General features: G+C 47.8%; 23 protein-coding genes and 1 tRNA gene. 12 read left to right on the top strand and 12 right to left on the bottom strand.

Going from position 1 to position 20,211, the window contains the following annotated elements; all coding sequences use genetic code 11:
- Positions 1–10: 10 nt before the first annotated feature.
- Positions 11–898, bottom strand: coding sequence for an NmrA family NAD(P)-binding protein (locus tag FPG75_RS13690; RefSeq protein ID WP_143307417.1), 888 nt, complete (start codon positions 896–898; stop codon positions 11–13).
- Positions 899–974: 76 nt separating this feature from the next.
- On the opposite strand from FPG75_RS13690, the gene FPG75_RS13695 reads away from it, so the two are divergent.
- The 5 genes from FPG75_RS13695 to FPG75_RS13715 all read left to right on the top strand — a co-directional run bounded on the left by FPG75_RS13695 (position 975) and on the right by FPG75_RS13715 (position 5,571).
- Complete coding sequence (locus tag FPG75_RS13695; protein WP_143307418.1) at positions 975–1,355, top strand: winged helix-turn-helix transcriptional regulator; 381 nt, start codon at positions 975–977, stop codon at positions 1,353–1,355.
- A 414-nt stretch (positions 1,356–1,769) separates the two neighbouring features.
- On the top strand, positions 1,770–2,174 hold the full coding sequence (locus FPG75_RS13700) for an HNH endonuclease (RefSeq protein WP_236652789.1): 405 nt from the start codon (positions 1,770–1,772) through the stop codon (positions 2,172–2,174).
- Between the two features lie 64 nt (positions 2,175–2,238).
- Complete coding sequence (locus FPG75_RS13705; RefSeq protein WP_236652790.1) at positions 2,239–2,748, top strand: hypothetical protein; 510 nt, start codon at positions 2,239–2,241, stop codon at positions 2,746–2,748.
- 11 nt (positions 2,749–2,759) lie between these two features.
- Positions 2,760–3,752, top strand: a complete 993-nt coding sequence (locus FPG75_RS13710) for a DUF4407 domain-containing protein (RefSeq protein ID WP_143307420.1) — start codon at positions 2,760–2,762, stop codon at positions 3,750–3,752.
- 208 nt (positions 3,753–3,960) lie between these two features.
- Entirely contained in the window at positions 3,961–5,571 is a 1,611-nt protein-coding gene (locus tag FPG75_RS13715; RefSeq protein WP_161596802.1) for a serine hydrolase domain-containing protein, read from the top strand.
- A gap of 144 nt (positions 5,572–5,715) precedes the next feature.
- Here FPG75_RS13715 and FPG75_RS13720 read toward each other — a convergent pair whose 3' ends face one another.
- Both FPG75_RS13720 and FPG75_RS13725 read right to left on the bottom strand, forming a co-directional pair.
- The gene (locus FPG75_RS13720; RefSeq protein ID WP_143307422.1) at positions 5,716–6,126 is read right to left on the bottom strand and encodes a VOC family protein; all 411 of its coding nucleotides are present in this window, start codon (positions 6,124–6,126) and stop codon (positions 5,716–5,718) included.
- A 197-nt stretch (positions 6,127–6,323) separates the two neighbouring features.
- Positions 6,324–6,408, bottom strand: a tRNA-Ser gene (locus FPG75_RS13725).
- Positions 6,409–6,791: 383 nt separating this feature from the next.
- Between FPG75_RS13725 and FPG75_RS13730 the strand changes: the two genes are divergently transcribed.
- The 5 genes from FPG75_RS13730 to ppsA all read left to right on the top strand — a co-directional run bounded on the left by FPG75_RS13730 (position 6,792) and on the right by ppsA (position 11,200).
- Entirely contained in the window at positions 6,792–7,172 is a 381-nt protein-coding gene (locus FPG75_RS13730) for a MauE/DoxX family redox-associated membrane protein (protein WP_143307423.1), read from the top strand.
- Between the two features lie 11 nt (positions 7,173–7,183).
- Positions 7,184–7,501: an ArsR/SmtB family transcription factor gene (locus tag FPG75_RS13735; RefSeq protein WP_143307424.1), complete on the top strand. Its 318-nt coding sequence runs from the start codon at positions 7,184–7,186 to the stop codon at positions 7,499–7,501.
- Complete coding sequence (locus FPG75_RS13740; RefSeq protein ID WP_143307425.1) at positions 7,501–8,001, top strand: SRPBCC family protein; 501 nt, start codon at positions 7,501–7,503, stop codon at positions 7,999–8,001. Before FPG75_RS13735 ends, FPG75_RS13740 begins: the two co-directional genes overlap by 1 nt.
- A gap of 131 nt (positions 8,002–8,132) precedes the next feature.
- The gene (locus FPG75_RS13745; RefSeq protein WP_143307426.1) at positions 8,133–8,588 is read left to right on the top strand and encodes a MarR family winged helix-turn-helix transcriptional regulator; all 456 of its coding nucleotides are present in this window, start codon (positions 8,133–8,135) and stop codon (positions 8,586–8,588) included.
- A complete protein-coding gene (gene ppsA, locus FPG75_RS13750) occupies positions 8,588–11,200 on the top strand; it encodes a phosphoenolpyruvate synthase (RefSeq protein WP_143307533.1) in 2,613 nt (870 codons plus the stop codon). Before FPG75_RS13745 ends, ppsA begins: the two co-directional genes overlap by 1 nt.
- 13 nt (positions 11,201–11,213) lie before the next feature.
- Here the strand turns inward: ppsA and FPG75_RS13755 are convergent, their stop codons facing one another.
- From FPG75_RS13755 to FPG75_RS13775, 5 genes are read right to left on the bottom strand one after another with little or no spacing between them, the layout of a single operon-like run.
- The gene (locus FPG75_RS13755; protein ID WP_143307427.1) at positions 11,214–11,675 is read right to left on the bottom strand and encodes an SRPBCC family protein; all 462 of its coding nucleotides are present in this window, start codon (positions 11,673–11,675) and stop codon (positions 11,214–11,216) included.
- Between the two features lie 46 nt (positions 11,676–11,721).
- Positions 11,722–12,966: an MFS transporter gene (locus tag FPG75_RS13760; protein WP_236652791.1), complete on the bottom strand. Its 1,245-nt coding sequence runs from the start codon at positions 12,964–12,966 to the stop codon at positions 11,722–11,724.
- 4 nt (positions 12,967–12,970) lie between these two features.
- Positions 12,971–13,654 (bottom strand): ArsR/SmtB family transcription factor, encoded by a 684-nt coding sequence (locus FPG75_RS13765; protein WP_143307428.1) that lies wholly within the window; start codon positions 13,652–13,654, stop codon positions 12,971–12,973.
- A gap of 4 nt (positions 13,655–13,658) precedes the next feature.
- Positions 13,659–14,162: a TlpA family protein disulfide reductase gene (locus FPG75_RS13770; RefSeq protein ID WP_143307429.1), complete on the bottom strand. Its 504-nt coding sequence runs from the start codon at positions 14,160–14,162 to the stop codon at positions 13,659–13,661.
- Between the two features lie 2 nt (positions 14,163–14,164).
- Complete coding sequence (locus FPG75_RS13775; protein ID WP_143307430.1) at positions 14,165–14,599, bottom strand: rhodanese-like domain-containing protein; 435 nt, start codon at positions 14,597–14,599, stop codon at positions 14,165–14,167.
- A gap of 110 nt (positions 14,600–14,709) precedes the next feature.
- Between FPG75_RS13775 and FPG75_RS13780 the strand changes: the two genes are divergently transcribed.
- On the top strand, positions 14,710–15,270 hold the full coding sequence (locus FPG75_RS13780; protein ID WP_143307431.1) for a hypothetical protein: 561 nt from the start codon (positions 14,710–14,712) through the stop codon (positions 15,268–15,270).
- A 31-nt stretch (positions 15,271–15,301) separates the two neighbouring features.
- Here the strand turns inward: FPG75_RS13780 and FPG75_RS13785 are convergent, their stop codons facing one another.
- The 3 genes from FPG75_RS13785 to FPG75_RS13795 form a co-directional block, all read right to left on the bottom strand.
- The gene (locus FPG75_RS13785; RefSeq protein WP_143307432.1) at positions 15,302–15,658 is read right to left on the bottom strand and encodes a DUF4180 domain-containing protein; all 357 of its coding nucleotides are present in this window, start codon (positions 15,656–15,658) and stop codon (positions 15,302–15,304) included.
- A 21-nt stretch (positions 15,659–15,679) separates the two neighbouring features.
- Positions 15,680–17,284, bottom strand: a complete 1,605-nt coding sequence (gene abc-f, locus FPG75_RS13790; protein ID WP_236652792.1) for a ribosomal protection-like ABC-F family protein — start codon at positions 17,282–17,284, stop codon at positions 15,680–15,682.
- A 124-nt stretch (positions 17,285–17,408) separates the two neighbouring features.
- Positions 17,409–18,293, bottom strand: coding sequence for an NmrA family NAD(P)-binding protein (locus FPG75_RS13795; protein WP_143307433.1), 885 nt, complete (start codon positions 18,291–18,293; stop codon positions 17,409–17,411).
- Between the two features lie 94 nt (positions 18,294–18,387).
- On the opposite strand from FPG75_RS13795, the gene FPG75_RS13800 reads away from it, so the two are divergent.
- Positions 18,388–19,245 (top strand): helix-turn-helix transcriptional regulator, encoded by an 858-nt coding sequence (locus FPG75_RS13800; RefSeq protein ID WP_143307434.1) that lies wholly within the window; start codon positions 18,388–18,390, stop codon positions 19,243–19,245.
- Positions 19,246–19,338: 93 nt separating this feature from the next.
- On the opposite strand, the gene FPG75_RS13805 is transcribed toward FPG75_RS13800, so the two are convergent.
- The gene (locus FPG75_RS13805) at positions 19,339–20,127 is read right to left on the bottom strand and encodes an alpha/beta fold hydrolase (protein WP_143307435.1); all 789 of its coding nucleotides are present in this window, start codon (positions 20,125–20,127) and stop codon (positions 19,339–19,341) included.
- Between the last annotated feature and the right edge of the window lie 84 nt (positions 20,128–20,211).

The raw sequence follows: 20,211 nt of genomic DNA on the forward strand, positions 1-20,211 counted from the left end.
GTGCTATTTCTTAAAAGGTACTATAAATAGCGGCAAATTCCTTTGCAAAATCAACGAGCTTGCGGGGAGCGCTATGTTCAGGCCGGTGTTGGCGAAAGTCTGTGAATAAAATGCCGGTGCTGATAGCCTGTCCTATTTCTACATATAGTTTAGCGATTGCTTCCGACATTCCGTTCGCTTGCATGGTTGTAAATGTTTCCTGATCGCTGAACTGATGCCAGCTTAAGTCGGGCTTCCCGATAGCGGCGCCCAGTATGTTAGCGGCGTCGTTCATTTTCAGTTCATCGCCTACCACATACCGGTGACTTTTACCATCAAACGGGCTTTGCAGCTCCTCTGCGGCCGCTTCTGCAATGTCTTTCGGATGCACGATCGCTACGTTTATCTGGCCGCTGTAGTTATTGCCCATGATATTCTTATGGCGAATGGCGGGTATCTGGAAAAAGAAATTGGAGAAGAAGAGGCCGGGCCGCAGGTGCCTGATCGCGACGCCATCAAGGCGATTCAGCGTTTCTTCTACTTGGTGAAGTCCTGCAATCGGCCCATTGCCCTTGTCCAGATGTGCGCCAATGCTGCTGAGGTTCACCACCCGTTTTACCCCTGAGTTGGTGATCGCTTCCGCGTAGCTTTTACCTATTTCGGCCACATATTGAAGATAGTTGCTGACGTTCATGTTTGGCGGAACCATTGTATAAACGGCGTCAGCTCCTTTAAAAGCAGCGGCGAGAAAATCAGCGTCAGCAACGGAGCCAATCGCAGCTGTGGCGCCCAACAATTCAATGTCCTTTATTTTTTTCTGATCGCTGCTGATAACAGTCAGCTGATGGCCGTTCCTGATGAGCGTTTCCGCAAGTGGCTTGCCTATATTTCCAAGCGATCCGGTAATTGTGATTTTCATTTTTTTGTTTTTGTGTTGATGCAAAGCTATTTTTGTGCTTACAATCTGACAAGTACCTACCCGAAAGTAAGTGGTCATGACAAAAGTAAAAGAACACTCCACCTGGAACGAGAACAAGAACATTTCTGAAACGATCTGTCCGATAACTTATGTGATGAATAAAATCGGCGGTCATTGGAAAGCGATCATTCTTTATTACCTGATGTCGGGCCCTAAACGCTATAGTGAGTTGAAGCGGTCTATACCTGCCATCACGGAAAAAATGTTGGTGCAGCATTTAAAACAATTAGCGGCAGATAATCTAATAGTAAGAAAAGTAGAGCAGGTGATACCACCTGTTACCATCTATAGCCTTACCCCTTCGGGGCAGGGCCTGAGCCCCATACTGATGGCCATGGCTGATTGGGCGATGAAGGACAGCAGCCAGTTTGATGCGATGAAAGCAACCATGCCCTGAAGTAAAAAAGACTGCAATTCTCCCTATTCAAAAAATTCCGATAGAAAACGACTGATTACGGTTTCCCATAAAAAAGGGCGGTTCATGGAATATACTTTTGTTTCATCAGTTAAAAATAATGTCATGAAACAAAAGTATCAGCTCCTTGTCTTCTGAATCGTCCAGGTCATGAAACTTTTATATGCATGCTTGCTGATAAGCCAGATACATTCCGGCCAGGTAATGGTTTATATCTGCGACAGTAAAGATGCGACCAGATATCACTATCATCCGAATTGCCCGGGATTACATCATTGCAAGCATCAGATCATCAGCATACCTATTGAGAAGGCAATGGAGACCCGCACGCTTTGCAAGTGGGAGCGATGAATTAACTACAACGGAATTATATTTTAATACCCTTCAACCCCTGTTATGATGAGCACTTCAAACGATGCCCCGTACAAATATTTGCAGTTTAAGGGAGATCAATCTTATAGCAGATATATCCGCGAAGATATTCCTGTAAAATCTCCTCCGGCAAAATCTCAGGAGCAGGATTTACTGAACATTCAATCCCATGGCAGCTATGGGGCCTTGCTGCTTCATCCCAACTGGAAGGCGAAACGGAAAGAAATATTGCTGCGCGACATGCATCGCTGTGTACATTGCCGCAGCGAGCAGGACCTGCAGGTGCATCACAGGCAATACCACTTTATAGCCAGCGAACAAAAGTTCCGTCTTCCCTGGGAATATCCCGGTCATTTACTCATCACGCTTTGTGAGTCCTGTCATAGCAAAGGACATAATAAATATAAAGTGCCTACTATCACTATTTAATAAAATATCTATGAGCTTATTTGATATTTTCAACCGGCAGCGCCAAAATGGTCACTCCCACACGATGGCAGTTGAAAGTGCCATCCCTGACATTCCGGAATCTGTTTTTATTGAGAAGGAAGAGGAGAAAGAACCGCCAGCAACGAAGCCCATCGCGCCGCTCAATGGAGGCATCCATCTGCTGTACGAATTTCTTGACAAAAATTATGAGTCCAAAGGATACAATGATGCCTTGATCAATCCGGATGCCACCCATCTGGATCAAAATGTGATCGCGTTGAAGAATGACCTGGAAAGATCTATCCGGAAAGTAAAAACGTTCTATGAAGATTTTATCCGGCAAATCAATTTTCATATCTCGAGCAGGAGCAGAAGCGGAATGATAGATACGGTAGAAGAGCTGATCATCAAGAAGGAAACTGCCGAGAGTCATATCAATCAGGTCAAGGAAATAGAGGAGCAGGCAAAGATGAACGAGGGCGTTGGCTATGGCATCATTATCAGCTATACACGCGGGTTCAGGAATGGTCTTGCGGCTATTTCCAGTCATATCATTCTGAACAAAAACTTTTAAAACCGCGTGTTATGAAACATCTATGGATCCGCTTCGGCTGCTTCATGACCGGATATAATTACAATATCCTGCGAAACTGTAGTGAAGCTGCTTTTAAATCTGTGAAGAAGTATACCGCAGCCATGTTGATCGTTTGCATTTTATGGTTTTTTATCGGGTTTACTTTTGCGCATCGTTATTTGTCGCTCAGTTTGCCAGGTTGCATATTTGCCGGATTGCTCGCTACTGTGATCATCGTACAGGTAGAAAAGCAAATTGTCTTATCTACCCATCCAGGCCGGCTGTTGCTGATCTTCAGGGCTTGCCTGGCGCTCATGATGTCTGTGCTGGGAGCTGTGATCATTGATCAGATATTGTTCGCAAAAGATATTGAGATAGAGAAAATCTCCTACGTCTCAAAAAAAGTAGACGGGCTATTACCCTCGAAGACGGAAGAACTAAGAAGGCAGATTGCCACGCTGGATACAGCGATCAACAAAAAAGAGCAGGAAAAAGATAATTACATCCAGGATATCAGTAAACATCCAACCATCACCACCACCACTACGGCAACAGCCACCAAACGAATGCCTGAACGAAGTATAACAGCATCAGGCAGAGATACCACTATCTGGCGGACAACGCATGAAAATACGACTGCATCTATGCCGGTGCCCAATCCCAAGATGGCCTTGCTGCCAGCCATCGACTCCACCATTGGCGCCATGCGGAAACAAAAGGCCCAAAAAGAAAACGAATTGCTTGACATCAAGCCTGCCATTGAAAAGGCAATGAAAGAGAGCACAGGTTTTCTGGATGAACTAACCATCATGAAACAGATGTTATCCGCGTCCAGCATCGCATTATTTTTCTGGTTGCTGTGGATCCTGTTTTTCCTGTTTATTGAATTGCTGGTATTAGTCAGTAAGATGGGCGAGGGGGCGAATGATTATGAGAAGGTGGTATTGCATCATATGAATTTGCAGATACGAAGGCTGGAGGCGCTCGGAAAAGGATTTGAGTGATACGGTTTTTAAGAAGGACGAAGCCCGTTGGTCAGTGGCCAACGGGCTTTGTTGTGCTGCGGCTATCTCGTTCAAAAGTTCGGGCCTTTTAAAAATGGAACAGCAGTAATATCTTTCTGTTGTACGAACAAATTCGTACATTTAGTGAAAAGCCACATTCTTTTAACCTTTTATTCCAGTTTACCATATGACTACCCGTAGAGATTTTATGAAACAGTCAGGCCTGGCCTCACTGGCTTTATTAACTCCTCAGCTATCGTACGCTTTTGCCGGCGCCAGTGAAAGAAAATTTACGCAGTTACGTAAAGCAATTGCATCTCATGCCGCCACCTTGAAAATCCCTGGCCTTGTGGCAGCTGTTGTAGAAGATGGGCAAGTTACTTTTCTGCAAACAGAAGGCTTTGCTGACCTTGATTTGAAAATTCCTGTTAGCCGTAATCATATTTTTCCGGTTGCATCACTGACTAAAACATTTGCTGCAGTAACGTTGATGAAGTATGAACAAGAAGGTAAGATCAGCATGGATGACTATATTCTGGACTATCCTTTTTTTCCTGTTGGTCTTACTCCCGATCGTTTGCAAACACCCAATATCAAAATAAAACATGTGCTGAGCCATACTTCAGAGGGCGTGCCTGGTTCTAACTATATTTATAATGGTAACCGATATAGTTTCGTGTATGGCGTATTCGAGAAAATGAGCGGTAATACCAGGCATTACGAGGCCTTTGCTGATGAGCTGAATAAGCATATTCTGCGGCCACTTGCGATGAAGAATACTTTTCCTGGTTATCCCAATAAGGTGATTGCGCCGGCTTCGGTAGTAACAGCTTATTCTTGGGACCGGGAACTTCAAAAATTTAATCCGGATAAGGGTCTGCAAAATGCTACTATCTTATTTCCCGCAACAAATCTGTTCACTACCCTGGATGATCTTGTGGCATATAGTTCAGCTCTTGACAGCAATACCATTTTGACAGCGGATCACTATACAAAGTTGACAACTCCGTTTGTTACAAATAGCGGTAGGGAAAACCCGTACGGACTTGGCTGGGCAACTCAGCGGATTGCGAACAGGCATGTGCACTGGCATTATGGATATGGCGATTCATACGCGGCTCTTATTATCCGAATACCAAAGGAGAAAAAGGCGTTTATCTTACTTAGTAATAGTGCTGCTGCATCAGCGCCTTTCTTTTTAGGCTACGGGAATTTGCTAAGCTCGCCTTTTGCAGTAGCCTTTTTCAAACATTTTATCAATGAACAGGATACAATGTTCTCTTATAATGATTTAGTCCGCAATAAAAGCAGGGTACAAAATCCTTTACTATTCGATGAAGTTTTAAGCCAGGCACTGATGCGTTATTATGCTGAACAAAACTATCATGAGAATAAAGGGGAAGCCCTTGCTCTCATGCAGTACCTGGCGCAAAATGATCCTTCGGGTTTTCAAAGAATCGACGGATCTCTCATTTACTTATTGGAGAAATTAGGCAACCAGGAATTAAAGGCGCAAATGGAAGCTGCTATCAATGCTTATGCTGCTAGTGATTATTTTCATCCGGAAATTCATGATGGTATTGCCCGTTGGTTTGATCATAGTGGCAATAAAGAAGCAGCGCGGTTATGGTATCATAAATTGGCGGATAGCAAATGGTATGGCGAACAATGGCCTGTCAGAAATGCCTGTACCGAATTAGGTAAGTACTACCTTGGACAAGGTGAAAAAGAAAAAGGTCGATCATATCTATGGCAGGAAGCCTTGTATGCGCCGGACGATGCGGCCCGACAGGTAACGCTGATGAATTCCTTTAAATGAATAAATGTGTTTCAATCTTTAAAGATTTTATTTTCGATCCATACGAAAATGAAAAAGGGGACAAGCCATCGTGATGATGATTTGTCCCCGCTGTGGAAAACGGTTTACAAAAACCTGAATTTTGTTTCAGAAAAAATGTGTTTATTATCCCTGAGTTGGAAATTTAGTAATGTCCATATAGAAAACTTCCCAGGTATGTCCGTCCAAATCTTCAATGGTCCGCTGTTGCATAAAGCCATAGTCTCTCAGTTCGTTGGGTTCTTTTCCTCCTGCCTTGAGTCCATTTGTTACTAAACTGTTTACTTCATCCAGGCTATCCATAGACAAGGAGAAAAGTCCTGCCAGCGTTGATTTTGTGTCTGCTAATGGTTTGGTAGCAAAAGTTTTGAACTTTTCATGGGTCATTATCATCACAAAAATGTTCTCGCTCCAAACCATGCATTTTGCGGTGTCATCCGAAAATTGGGGATTGTTGGTAAATCCTAATGCAGTGTAAAAGTCCAGTGATTTTTGAAGGTCTTTTACCGGTAAATTGATGAATACTTGTTTTGCCATCTTATTAGTTTTTACAGGATGAATTTTAGGATAGTAAATATACGAAACGGCCAGGGTTGCCCAAGAAATTAACGGGAGGAATGATTGCCCTGCTGGAATCCCATTTGAATATGCATTTCAAATGCCTTTGATTTTGCTGAAAAAAAATCAGAGCCAAATGGAATCTGGTATTTCCATTTGGCTCTGATTGAAAGAGGCGGAGAGAGAGGGATTCGAACCCCCGGACCTTTAACAGTCAACGGTTTTCAAGACCGCCGCAATCGACCGCTCTGCCATCTCTCCGGTGCGAAAGTATAAAACGAAACTGTATTAACAAACTCCGGCGCATTTTTTTTGAAATTATTTTTCGCGTATAATACGCGCGTAGGTTGTCTTTGCTCAGGATTTAATGATTGAAAGGATTACCAGGATTTTTTTACAGGATTAAAAAAGATGAAAGGAGATTGATGAGAAGATCAACGAGGTTCCTGCCCTTGAAGCGCTCAAAGCGCTTCAAGGGCTATCATCGCGAATATCTTCCCGTCAATCTCCTTTCATCTTTTTTAATCCTGTAAAAAAATCCTGGTAATCCTTTCAATCATTAAATCCTGAGAAAAAAAATTTGAGAAACCAATTAGTTGCACGTATATTTGCAACCGAATGGTTTACTATTTAAATCTTATACAATGAAAAACAAGATCCTCTTTATTTTATGCCTGCTGACCGGCCTGATGTTTATAAATGCCGGCCTGGATAAATTCTTCCATTACATGCCGGTGCCTAAAGATATGCCGGAGAAAATGACGAAGGTCATAGCGGCATATGTGCAAATCGGCTGGCTGCTGCCGCTGGTAGGCTTTATTGAAATATTGGGCGGCGCACTCCTGATCTTCAAAAGAACCAGGGCATTAGGAGCCGTGGTTATATTACCCGTGCTCAGCGGCATCCTGCTGGCCAATATCACCACAGCGCCATCAGGCCTGCCGATCGTACTGGTGTTGATCGCTATCCTGCTTTGGGTAATGATCGAGAACAAAGAAAAATATTTACCGATGATCGGGAAATAAATATTTATGCCATGAGAAGAGATGTTTTCCAGGCCATCGCCGATCCCACCAGAAGGGCCATCATCGCATTAATCGCGATGCAGTCGATGACGCCCAATGCCATTGCCGAACATTTCGATATGAGCCGGCAAGCCATTTCAAAGCACCTGAAAATCCTGACCGAATGTGAACTGGTACAACCAGCACAACAGGGCCGCGAAATCTATTATCAGTTGGAAATTGACAAGATGAAAGAGATAGATAAATGGCTGGAACAATTCCGGAAGATATGGGAAACCCGCTTTCAACAACTTGATCAACTCCTGTCCACCATAAAAAAGAAAAAGTAATGACACCTCGCTTACAGTTCGATTTCATCGCAGACAAAAAAAATAATACCCTCACCATCGTACGTGAATTTCAGGCCGGCCGCCAGCTGGTATGGGATTGCTATACCAAAAGCGAATTGCTCGACAAATGGTTTGCACCGGCTCCGCTAAGCACCAAAACCAAATCAATGGCATTCCGCGAAGGCGGCCACTGGCACTATGCCATGGTAGAACCCAATGGCACGGAATATTGGGGCTATGTTACCTATCTCCACATCCAGCCGATCGACTACTACACCTCCCTCGATGCTTTCTCCAACGAAGCCGGCGAGATCAATAAAGACCTGCCACAGGCACAATGGCGCGTAACGTTTACCGATAAAGGAGAGAACGCCCTGGTAGAAACAGTGGTGACCTATAAATCCCTTTCCGAACTGGAGCAGGTGATGCAAATGGGCATGGAAGAAGGCATGAAAGCCACCCTGAAGAAACTGGACGAGCTGCTGCTGAGCCTTAACTAAGAATAACTGCTAAAGAAACTGGGGTACGCATACAGCCATGCGTACCCCCATTTAACGGCAAATTTTTATTTGCACACTTTCATAAAATAATATTATCTTAGTAACTAAGATATTTAGTTAATAAGATAAAGATGGATAGCGAAATCATCAAACGTGTAAGGAAGCTGAACCAGGCGCATTCCTACACCACCATCCAGCTACATGAAGCCGTAGCCCGCAAAGCAGGGCTGTCCGGCACCGATCATAAATACCTCGGCTTTCTCCTGCAAAAAGGACAGATGACCGCCGGCGAACTGGCCAGCCTCACAGGCCTCTCAACAGGCGCCATCACCGGTTTGATAGACCGCTTTGAAAAGAAAAAACTGGTGAAGAGAAGACCGGCAGATGACGATCGGCGCAAGGTGCTCATCGAACCCAACACCAAAAAAATAATGGCATTGCTCGAACCACTGTACAGGGAGTTCCGGAGCAAAACAGAAAAACTCATCGCTTCTTTCTCTGATAAAGAGATCGCCGTGATCGAAGCATACTTGTCGAAAGCCATTGATATCATGAACGAAACCACGCATAAACTGGATAGTAAATGATGGAAAAGTATATTTTAACTTTTCAGGAAACCAGCAAAAACAGCCTGCCCCTGGTAGGCGGGAAAGGCGCCAGCCTGGCGAAACTCGCCCGGATCGAAGGCATCCGCGTGCCGGATGGCTACTGCATCACCACGGATGTTTTTAAACAGGTAGTGAGCGAAAATCCTTTGATCGCGCCGCTACTGGATCAACTGTCTTTGCTGAAAATAACAGACCGGCACAAGATCGCCGCGCTCAGCGCGGAAATACGCACAGTCATTGAAAGCATAGCAGTGCCAAAGGATATCGCCGCAGCCATCACCGCGCCACTGGATGAAACCAGGGCCTATGCCGTGCGCTCCAGCGCTACCGCGGAAGACTTACCGGCAGCCTCTTTTGCCGGCCAGCAGGATACCTACCTGAACATCATCGGGAAAACAGCCATCCTGCAACATATCAGCAAATGCTGGGCATCACTGTTTACCGACAGGGCCATCATCTACCGTCTTCAAAATGGTTTCGATCATCGCCAGGTATATCTCTCCGTTATTATCCAGCAGATGGTCTTTCCCCAAACGGCAGGCATTCTGTTCACCGCCGACCCGGTAACCGCCAACAGGAAAGTACTGTCCATTGATGCCAGCTTCGGGCTGGGAGAGGCCCTGGTAGCCGGTCGCGTGAATGCGGATGTATACAAGGTGCGCGACGGTGAAATAATTGATAAGAAAATAGCCGCCAAACAACTGGCCATCTACGCGCTGAAAACGGGCGGCGCCAAAGAAGAAAAAATAGCGCCTGCACAACAAAACAAACCTGCATTAACGGATGAACAGGTATTGCAACTGGCAGGCATCGGGAGGAAAATCGAAGCGCATTTCGGCCAGCCGCAGGATATAGAATGGTGCTGGGCCGATGATGTATTTTATATCGTTCAGAGCCGCCCCATCACTACCTTGTATCCCATTCCGGAAGTGAGCGACAACGACAATCACGTGTATCTCTCCGTTGGCCATCAGCAAATGATGACCGATCCCTTGAAACCTTTCGGCTTGTCTTTTTTCCTCTTAACCGCCCACGGTACCATGCATAGCGCCGGCGGACGCCTGTTTGTAGATGTGAGCAAAAGCCTCGCCGCTCCTGCCAGCAGGGACAACCTGCTAAATGTGGTAGGCGCCGATCCCCTGATCAAAGGTGCATTAACTACCATCCTCGAACGGAAAGATTTTATCAAACCCCTGCCGGATGATGGAAAAGGACCCGGCGTCATCAGGGGCAGCAAAGGCTTGTCCGTGGCGGATATACTGGCGCCGATCACCAACGATCCTGCCATTCCTGCTGAGCTGATCCGGAAAAACCAGGCATCCATTGCCATCTTGAAAGAGGAGATACAGACGAAATCAGGCGTCGGCGTTTTTGATTTCATCAGGGAAGATATCCAGCGACTGAAACAGGTATTGTTTGATCCGCAAAGCTCGCGTGTGTTCATGGCCGCCATACACGCTTCTTTCTGGATCAATGAAAAAATGGAAGCCTGGCTCGGCGAAAAGAATGCCGCAGATGTATTGACACAATCAGTGCCCAACAATGTTACGTCTGAAATGGGACTGGCGCTGCTGGACCTCGCAGATGTGATCCGGCCATATCCCGAAGTGATCCACTATCTGCAACACCTGGAGAAAGAGGATTTTTTAGATGACCTGCACCGGCTGGATGGTGGAGAGATAACAGCTACGGCTATACGTACTTTTCTTGACAAATACGGCATGCGCTGCGCCGGAGAGATCGATATCACCAGAACCCGCTGGAGCGAAAAACCCGCTACGCTGGCGCCGCTGCTACTCGGCAACATCAGGAACTTTGCCCCTGGCGCCAGCAAACGGAAGTTTGAACAAGGCCTGCGGGAAGCGAAAGAAAAGGAGCAATCGTTACTGGAACGCCTGAAACAATTGCCGGATGGCGAACAGAAAGCAGATGAAGCCCGGCAGATGATCAGCGTGATCCGCCATTTCATGGGCTACCGTGAATATCCGAAATATGGATGGATGAGCTGTTATTTTGTGTACAAACAAGCCTTGCTGAAAGAAGTGGCGCAACTGGTGCAAGCCAATATCCTGGCTGAAAAAGAAGATAGCTACTATCTCACTTTTGATGAACTGCGCGAAGTAGTACGTACGCACCAGGTAGATGAACAGTTGATCTGGCAAAGAAAAGAAGCATATAAATTATTTGAAAAACTGTCGCCGCCGCGTGTAATGACATCCGACGGTGAGATAATTACAGGGCGGTACAACCGGGAACACCTGCCTGATGGCGCCATCGCCGGCTTGGCAGTATCTTCCGGCGTGATAGAAGGACGGGCAAGAGTGATATTGAATATGGAAGATGCTAACCTGGAAGAAGGTGATATCCTGGTGACCGCCTTTACTGATCCCAGCTGGACGCCTTTGTTCCTCTCCATCAAAGGCCTGGTAACAGAAGTAGGCGGACTGATGACGCACGGCGCCGTGATTGCCCGTGAATATGGCTTACCCGCAGTAGTAGGCGTGGAACAAGCCACCAGCCTGATCAAAGACGGACAACGCATCCGCGTGAACGGAACCTCCGGTTACATAGAGATATTAACGCCCTCCTGATCTTTTCGGCATTTTATTCATCCCACATGGAGAGGCGCTCATCCAGTATCTCCAACATGCTGCTCCAGGAAGCTTTTATACGGTCGGCATGTTCAGCCCATTTGATATCCATATCATGTTGCAGGATAAACGTACAGCCCTCTCCGGAGGGTTGTATGCTGATGGTAACGGTGCTCTCGTCTCCGGCATCAATATTATTGCCCCAGGTGAAAACAAGGCGGATGGGCCTCACTATTTCCAGGTAGGTGCCGATATGATCAAGTATCATATCGCCTCTTTTTACTTTATAGCTGAAACGGCCACCAGGGCGGGGATCATTGGTGAGATGGATGATCTCTTCTTTCCGTACCGTAGGGCCGAACATCCATTTGCCCAGCAATTCCGGGGTAAGCCAGGCGTCAAATATCTCTTCTGCCGGATGATGAAAATGTTGTTCAATATGAACGACGGCCCTGTTATCGGATTCCAGTTTCATATGTACAAAGTTGTTACAGTACAAATGTATTCACTTTGCAACGAAATTATTTTTTCTGCATTGTCTCTTTCATCCTTATCCAAACAAGTACACCTGAGAGAAAGGTAACAAACCCTGCAATGTGAACGGCCCATACAAGTCCGAACAAACTGGCCGCTATACCGGCCATGAGGGCGCCCGCAGCATAGCCGATATCCCGCCAGAAACGGTAGACGCCGAGTGAGGAAGCACGCCAGGAAGGATGTGCCGCATCGCTCACCGCCGCCAGCAGCGCGGGGTATACCATCGCGGTGCCAATGCCCAGCAATACCGAACCGGTGAGGCCGGATGCCAGCGGTGGCAACAGTTCCAGCCCAATCACGATGTGGCCCAACACCTGCACAAACATGCCCCATACGATCAGCGGCTTTCTGCCGATACGGTCTGCCAGTGGCCCGGTGATGATCTGCCCTACGCCCCATACCACCGGGTAAACGGCTTTGATCCAGCCAACGCCTTCCAGTCCTATGCCCAGAGAAATGAACAGCAAAGGGAAAACGCCCCACGACATCCCGTCATTGAGGTTATTGATCAACCCTGCCTGCGATATGGCAAAAAGATTTTTGTTCCGGATAGATGTTTCTTTGAACACCCATAACAAGTTGGGTTTGTGCGCCCGCTCTCCCGCGCCGGTGCTGGCCGTTTGCGCGGACTCCAGCCGTGCATGGCGGCGGGTGTCTTTGATCACAAGCATGGATAATAATAATCCGGCAATGGTATAGAAGATGCCAATGTAAAAAGGTTGTGGCCTTAATCCGTATATCGATGCGAGGTAACCGGTGAGTAATGCGGTGAGGCCTACAGCGCCATATCCGGCGGCTTCGTTGAGGCCCATAGCCAGACCGCGTTTTGTAGGCCCCACGAGGTCTATTTTCATGTTCACTGTCATGGACCAGGCCAGCCCCTGGCTGATGCCCAATAGTACATTGGCCAGGATGATCCAGTTCCAGGAAGGGCCCCAGGCCAGGAGAAAAGGCACGGGCAGCCCAACGAGCCAACCCAGTACCAGTACACGTTTGCGGGTATATCTATCTGCCAGTACCCCGGAGACAAGATTCGTGAAAGCCTTGACTACTCCAAATGCAATGATGAAACTGAATACCACCATATCGGAACCGATCTTGAATTCCTCTGTTCCTACCAATGGCACCACCGTTCTTTCCAGGCCTACCATACCGCCTACCAGCATATTCACCAGTACCAGCCAGGTAAATTGTTGCCAGTTCTCCTTTAATCCTAACTTGATTTCCACGTGATCATATTTGAGGTGAGTGCTGCCGCTTATGCGCCACTGGCAAGCCTTTCAGGGCCCAGTCGGGATACCCTTCGTTCATGCGCATAGCTTTGTAGCCCTTCTTTTTCAGCAGTGCTACGGCTTCGTCGGCATATACACAGAAAGGTCCGCGGCAATAGGCGACGATCATTTTATTTTTCGGGAGATCTTTTAACATCCTTCCCAGCTTGTCCACCGGCATGGAGATCGCGCGGTGGATATGGCCCCTGTTGTATTCTTCTTCCGGTCTTACATCCAGCAAAATCACATCCCCTTTCCTGATGATCTTCGCCAGCGTTTCGGCATCGATCGCTTCCAGGTCGTGATGGCCTTTTCTGAAATCCGCCACAACCTTCTCCACTGCTGCATTGCAGGCCATGCCTAATTCACGCAGGCCGGCCCAGGCCTGGAAAACGTTTTCACCGGCGAGGCGGTAATGAATAAAGTTTCCGTTGCGCGTGATGCTCACGAGTTTAGCGCTCTTCAAAGTTTGCAGATGTTGAGAAGCATTGGCTACGGACATTCCTGTATGATGGGCAATCTCCTCCACTGAAAATGGTCCCTGGGCCAGCAGGTCTATTATTTCCAGGCGATGCGGGTTACTCATGGCTTTCGTTACCTTCGATAATTCCGCATACACTTTATCTTTAAAATCTCGCTTGTTCATATGCCTATGGCTTTCCTGACAGATGCTCATGGATAAAATCTTCCAGCTCCTTACCATGCAGGTTGAAGGCGATGATCTTGCCACTTTCATCCACCAATACGTTAAACGGTAATGCCTCTACGCCGTAAGCCTTTGCTACCGGGCTTTTCCAGAAACGCAGATCACTTACCTGCGGCCAGGTGATAGCCAGTTTGCTGATGCCCTTCTCCCAATGCTCTTTCTTGCTATCCAGCGATACGCCCAGTATCTGGAATTTCCCCTGCTTTACGAAAGCCTCATTTTTTTGATAGATCGCTTTCAAGGCTGGTTGTTCCTGCACGCAGGGCGCGCACCAGGTGGCCCAGAAATCCACCAGCACCAGCGCGCCTTTCAAGGCGCTGAGATGAAAAGGCTGGCCATCGGGCTGCGACAATGCTATCTCCGGCGCTTGCTGACGGATTTTCAATGCCTGCTGCGCGTTCGCGGCCAGACTGAAAAAGCAGCAAGCCAATAACAACATACGTTTCATGGCTAGTCTTGTGTTGGGTAATCTTTATCGATCCAATCTGTTTTCAGGTTTTTGGACAGATTGAGTAATCTGGCATTTTTGAATCCCATGTCCTTGAGCACCTGGAAAGCAGGCCGCACATTGGGGCATTTATCAAAAGGGCAGCAGCCGCAGTAGATGACAATTTCTTTGTCTTTCTTCACATCTTTCAGGTAGTCTTTGAGTTTTTGCAGGCGCTCTGCTTCATGCGCCGGGCCTATGTCTACAGATCCCCTGATCTGGGCGGCAGGGCCAATGCCCAGTATCAGCAGGTTGTTTGTTTGATGCGCGTTGATCTTGTCGGCCAGCGCTTTTGGCGCCATCAACTGGCTGCTGTTCCAGTTCTCTTTAGGTTGCTGTGCAAATGCAGCATGGGCAAAGGTGGTGAGTACCGCCAGGCATAGCATGATGTATTTCATCGGATAAATTTTTTCAAAGATAAAAACTATTCAATAAATATATTGAATAGAAGGTTCCGGTTTTTCTATTATCTTGCGTCGGAATTTTAACCCAAACCTTTACATAAACGATGAAGAGAATCCTGCAAACAGCGGTGGTAGTACTTTCCACCTTATTTTTATTTTCCTGTGGTAAAAAGAATGACAACGCCCCCGCCCCCGCAGCTGGCAGCGATGCTTCCTGGAAATTTGGTACCTACACCTATACGAGAGGCGCATCTGCACAGTCGTCTTCTGCCAGCAATGGTACTGTTGTTACAGCGATTGCATGCACTACCGCCGGCCCTGGCAACTATGGCGCTTATTCCGGTAGCTCGCTGACCATTACATTTTACAGCAACCTCGGTACCGGAAAATATACGCTGGGCACCACAGAAGCCATGGTAGCCAATCCGGGCTCCCGGATCATTGTGATCGACTGCACCATCGGTACTGCCGTGAACACCGGCTCGCTGTTGTATTCCTATTTCGCCACCGGCGCTACCGCTACTGCGGATGTAACGAAAGACAGTAACGGCAAGTTCCACGTGACGATGTCTGCGCCGGTTACTTTCAAAAAGAACATCGCGGTGAATGGCGGTATACCGGATGCAAAAGACACCTACGACCTCACGATCAATAACGCTTATTAAATAACAAAGGCGGCTTGGAAGGCCGCCTTTGTTATCCCACCTGTGCCAGCGCTGCCGCTACAGAAGGCAGAAAATTGACCACCTTCCCTTTATTGCTTTCATAAATAAAATCTTTAAGGCTCTGCGCCGGATATTTGGCGAAATCGCCGATGATGATCAGGTGCATCCGGTAGGTAGCGCACTTTTGCAGCACCTCGCCGGCGAGGCGCGTTTTCAGGTCAAAAAATTCCGGCTGAATATTTTTTTCATGGATGATCACCGGATCAAATCCCTGGTAATACAGGTCCATCAAGAGTTGCAGGCTGTCGTCGGGATTGCTGATCAGTATCTCGTCTGCAACGATTTCGGCTATCTGCCGATTGCCTTTGGTATGGGTATGCAGTTGCATGTTTTTCCGTTTGATAGCAAATTACTGAATATTATTTTCCAGCAGGATCTCGCGGGTCACCTTCACTTCTTCCAGAAAATAAGTATCGTGGGAGATGACCAGCAAGGTGCCCTGGTATTCATTGATGGCGGCAGTTAATATTTCCATGTTCTGAATATCGAGGTTGTTGGTAGGTTCATCAAGCACGATGATATCCGGCGCCTGGCTGCCGATCATAAGGCAGCAGAGGAGGAGCCGCATCTTTTCACCACCGCTGAGGGCCGCGCAGGGCTTGTCCCAATCGGCCTGCGTGAAAAGGAAGCGGTGCAGGCGTATCTTGATCTCATGCTCCTGCAATGCCCCTGAATTGTATGCATTGGCCTGTTCATATACCCTTAGCGTATTATTGATCAGGGAATATTCCTGGTCGATATAGATGGCATGAACGGCGGCCCGGGTAATGTGTCCGCTGCATGGCGGCAGCTCGCCCAGCAATAGCTTGATGAGCGTGGTTTTGCCGGAGCCGTTACTACCCTTTACGGCTATACGTTCGCCGCTCCTGATCCCGATATCGAGCGGTTGTGGCCATAGCGGCTGATCGCCATATCCGAAGTTAATCCCTTGCGCAGTGATCAATACTTTCCCTTTGTGCAGGGCGGAATTGTCGAGGTCCAATTTCATTTTATCGGCGGCAGGCAGCTCTTTGCGCAGCTGGCCCAGCTCCTGGGCCATGGCCGCGGTTTTTTCGGCATGTACGTCTTTGAGGCGGGCCGTACTTTTTTCGGCATTGTTGCGCAAAGTGTTCATGGAAATAGTTGGGAGTCCTGCCTTCTCCTGCTTTTTCTTGCCGCGTGCATCCAGCTTCTGTTGCCGCTCTGCGGATTCCCGTTCGGTTTCTTTGGCTTTGCGCAAGGCTTTCTCCTTGCTTTTCAGCTCCTGGTGCAGGGCATTGCGTTCGATCTCTTTCTGCGCTACATAAAAATCGTAGTTGCCGCCATAGATGGTGATGCCTTGCGGCCCCAGTTCGTAAACGGTATCGAGCAGGTTGAGCAGGGTACGGTCGTGGCTCACCACCACCAGCGTGCTTTTGGTGGAAGAGATATAATCGTACAACAGCTGCCGGCTTTGCACATCGAGGTGGTTGCTGGGCTCATCGAGCAGCACGGTTTCCGGCTGATGGATGAAGATGCCGGCGAGGAACACCCTTGTTTTCTGGCCGCCACTGAGGCTTTGCATGGACTGGGTCAATTGCAGGCCGTTCAGCTGCCAATGCGCAAAGGCTTCCTGGCAACGCTCCTCAATGCCCCAGTCGTCGTTGAGGGTGGCGAGATGCGCATCCGTCACATCGCCGCTGAGGATGGTATGGAGGGCTTGCAGCTGATCCGCTACCCGCAAGGCTTCTGCAATAGTTTGATCATTGAACTGGCCAAAGTGCTGCGGCACGTAATACGGCGCCGGGTCGGCTTTTAATTGTCCGGCCGACAAGGGCAACTGCCCCGCCAATATTTTCAGAAGTGTAGATTTCCCGGCGCCGTTATTACCGATCAGCGCAATTTTTTCCTGCTTGTTGATAGCAAGCTGTATATCTGTAAACAGTGATGATTTATCCGGATGTGAATATCCGCCACCTTGAAGAATGAGCATCATTTCTTTTCTTTAAAAGTCAATAACGACGGGCCTTTGAGGAGAGCCCTTATTTATCTGATCGAAAAGAAATTAAATCTCACATGGACGGTATTGTTTTTTTAGATAGATGGCAAAGATACACACTTTATGCAAAATGTGAAAGATGATCTGCAATAAATGTTTTTACACTTCGGGCTGGCCGGCCCAGGATCGTCTCCACATGCGGACTAACACAAGCGGTCTTCCCCTCTCTTTGCGCGGTGGCATATGCCAGCAGCGTTTGTACAGCCACAGGCGGAATATTTTTCTTCAATAATCTTTCCTGTGCTTGTTCACTATTCAATGAGGCAAATGTTACCGTTTCCTGTAGTGCTTCACTAAGCAGATGAGCCACTTCATAGAAATTCACGGCTGTGCTGCCGGTGAGCAGGTAGCTTTTGTTACGGTGCAGGGCTGGCTCCGTGAGCACTTTGAAAGCAACTTCACCGATATCCCGCAGGTCAATATAGGCGCGTGTTCCATGGCCCGTAGCTTCATAGATGGTACGCTCCTTTCTGACGGTGGCGGCGAGGTCGCCAAGCCAGTTCTGCATAAAACCGTTGGGCTGTAGCATGGTCCAGTACAAGCCTGAGGCTTTCAGGAAGTCCTCTACTTCAGCATGTAGCTGCCCGATAGCGCCACCAGGGATATAAAACGGCGAATGCTCATTGGCCGTGCCGGAGGAGAGTTTTACTATATGCTCCACACCACTTGTGATGGCGGCTTTGATCACATTGGTTTGTTGTTGTACGAAATCAGGACTATGACCTGATAAAAGAAATAGCGCATGGCTATTGTGCATAGTGGCAGGTAGAGATGCGGGATCAGACATATCCGCGCTTATCCACTGCACGGCGGGCAGGGGCATAGCTTTGCCGGCGTCTCTCGTAACGGCGATCACTGGTAGCTGCGCCGCGGATAATAATTGTAGTAAATGACGGCCGATATTGCCTGTTGCGCCGAATACCGTAATGTGGCTCTTATTGTTCATTTTCTGAGTAATTTTAGGAGATCAAAATTAGCGGGTATATGAGCTCAGGCTCCACGTTATCCGCTATCACATCAACGCAAAAGGATATTTTTATATGAGAAGGGAAGCCCCACTGGAACAGCGTGTCTTGCTTACCAGCCATACGGGATATGCCATGCAGCTGGAAGAGGTATCCTGTCAGGATATTACTTTTTGTTGGGGGCATTACACGGCCGCCCATGCAGAGATATTACCCCTGCATGCCGGCAAATCGGCCGTGGTATCGCATTTTATGTTGTCAGGTACACAGGAGTCCCTGCGGGAGAAACAGTTTGTATTATACAACCAGTATGCGGAAGATGATGAGCTGGAGATCGCCGCTACCGGTGCACAGCCGCGCACCTTCTTTGAATGGAGGATGACGGAAGATTTCTTTGAAGGCTTGCTCACCGATGAAAGCGCCTTCCTGAAAGGATGTAGCGGCATGCAACATGTGGGCGACATGCTGCCTGAGATGTATGCTATTATCAATGACATGCATCATGCGCCTTACAGCGGCGCACTGAAAGGATTGTACCTCGAGGCGAAGGCAACGGAGCTATTCCTGGCGCAGCTCGGCCAGCTGAACCGCCGGCAGCGTACTACTGCCAGACTTAAACCCTACGATATTGAATGCCTGCACGGTATCCGGGAATATATCGATCAGCATTACCTGGAACCACTTACCTTGAGCGCACTGGCCCGGAAAGCGGGCATCAATCAAACCAAGCTGAAAAGTGGCTTCAAAGCTTATTTCGGCGATACCTTGTTTGCATACATACAACGCTTACGCATGCACGAAGCGCGACGCCTGCTATTGGAAAAGAAACATACCGTAGGCGAAGTGTCCGCCATTATCGGCTATCAACATCCACATCACTTTACCGTAGCCTTCAAAAAGGCATTCAATATGCTACCCAGCCAAATTATTTGAGTATTTTGATATTTGGTTATTTTGATATTTAAATCCATGTAACGTGTTGCCTGGGCCTAAATATCAAAATAACAAAATATCAAAATATCAAAATTATTGCAGGAAGGGTGTGATGATTTCGGCGAGTTTGGCGGTGGCCATCATCAGGGTAACGTGCGTGGCGCCGGGGATGATGGCCAGGCGGGAGGGCGGCAGGCTCACCATATCGGCGAAGAAAACAGAGCCGCCTACCAGGTCGTAGAGGTCTGCTACATGGTGTTTGTCTACGCCATCATTGTCGCCATTGATGAGGAGCACGGGTACTTTTATCTTCCGGATATTCTCTGCACCAAAATCATATTCTTCATTATCAAATTCGATCATCTTCTTCACGAAAGCAAGCCAGTGGCTCTTATCGGGCGCAAGGAGATCGTATTCCGTTTTCAAGGGGGTATTGGTGAGGAAGTCCGCTTTCATATCCAGAAAGCCTTTGCGGGCTTCGGGCGTCCATCCGGATGTTTTGTAAGTGCCGGAGATGAATACCAGTTTGCTGACCATTTCGGGATGGCGCAGCGTCATCTTCAGGGCTACTACGGCGCCGAGGCTGTAGCCCAGCACGTCGGCGCTGTCGATCTTCAGGTATTTTAATAATCCGGCGGCATCGTCGGCGAGCGCAGGATAGGAAAACTTACGGTCAATATCTGCGGTACGGCCATGGCCCTGCATTTCGAAAGCAATTACCTGATGCGTTTTTGATAATTCCGGGATCAACTTTGCATAGTTCATGCCGATGTTCATATAGCTGCCATGCAGCAGCAGCAGAGGTTTGCCTTCTCCATATATTTCGTAATAGATCTTTAAACCGTTCACTGGTGCGTAACCGGCGCTTTTCGGCGTGGGCATGCTATGATTTTTTTGTTGTGAAAATAAAGGTGTGCCGGCAAATAAAAGCAGCACACCTAACAAAAGGCAATTGCAGGTTTTCAT

Origin of the sequence: Chitinophaga vietnamensis (assembly GCF_902167635.1) — a bacterium.
GTDB classification, from domain to species: domain Bacteria; phylum Bacteroidota; class Bacteroidia; order Chitinophagales; family Chitinophagaceae; genus Chitinophaga; species Chitinophaga vietnamensis.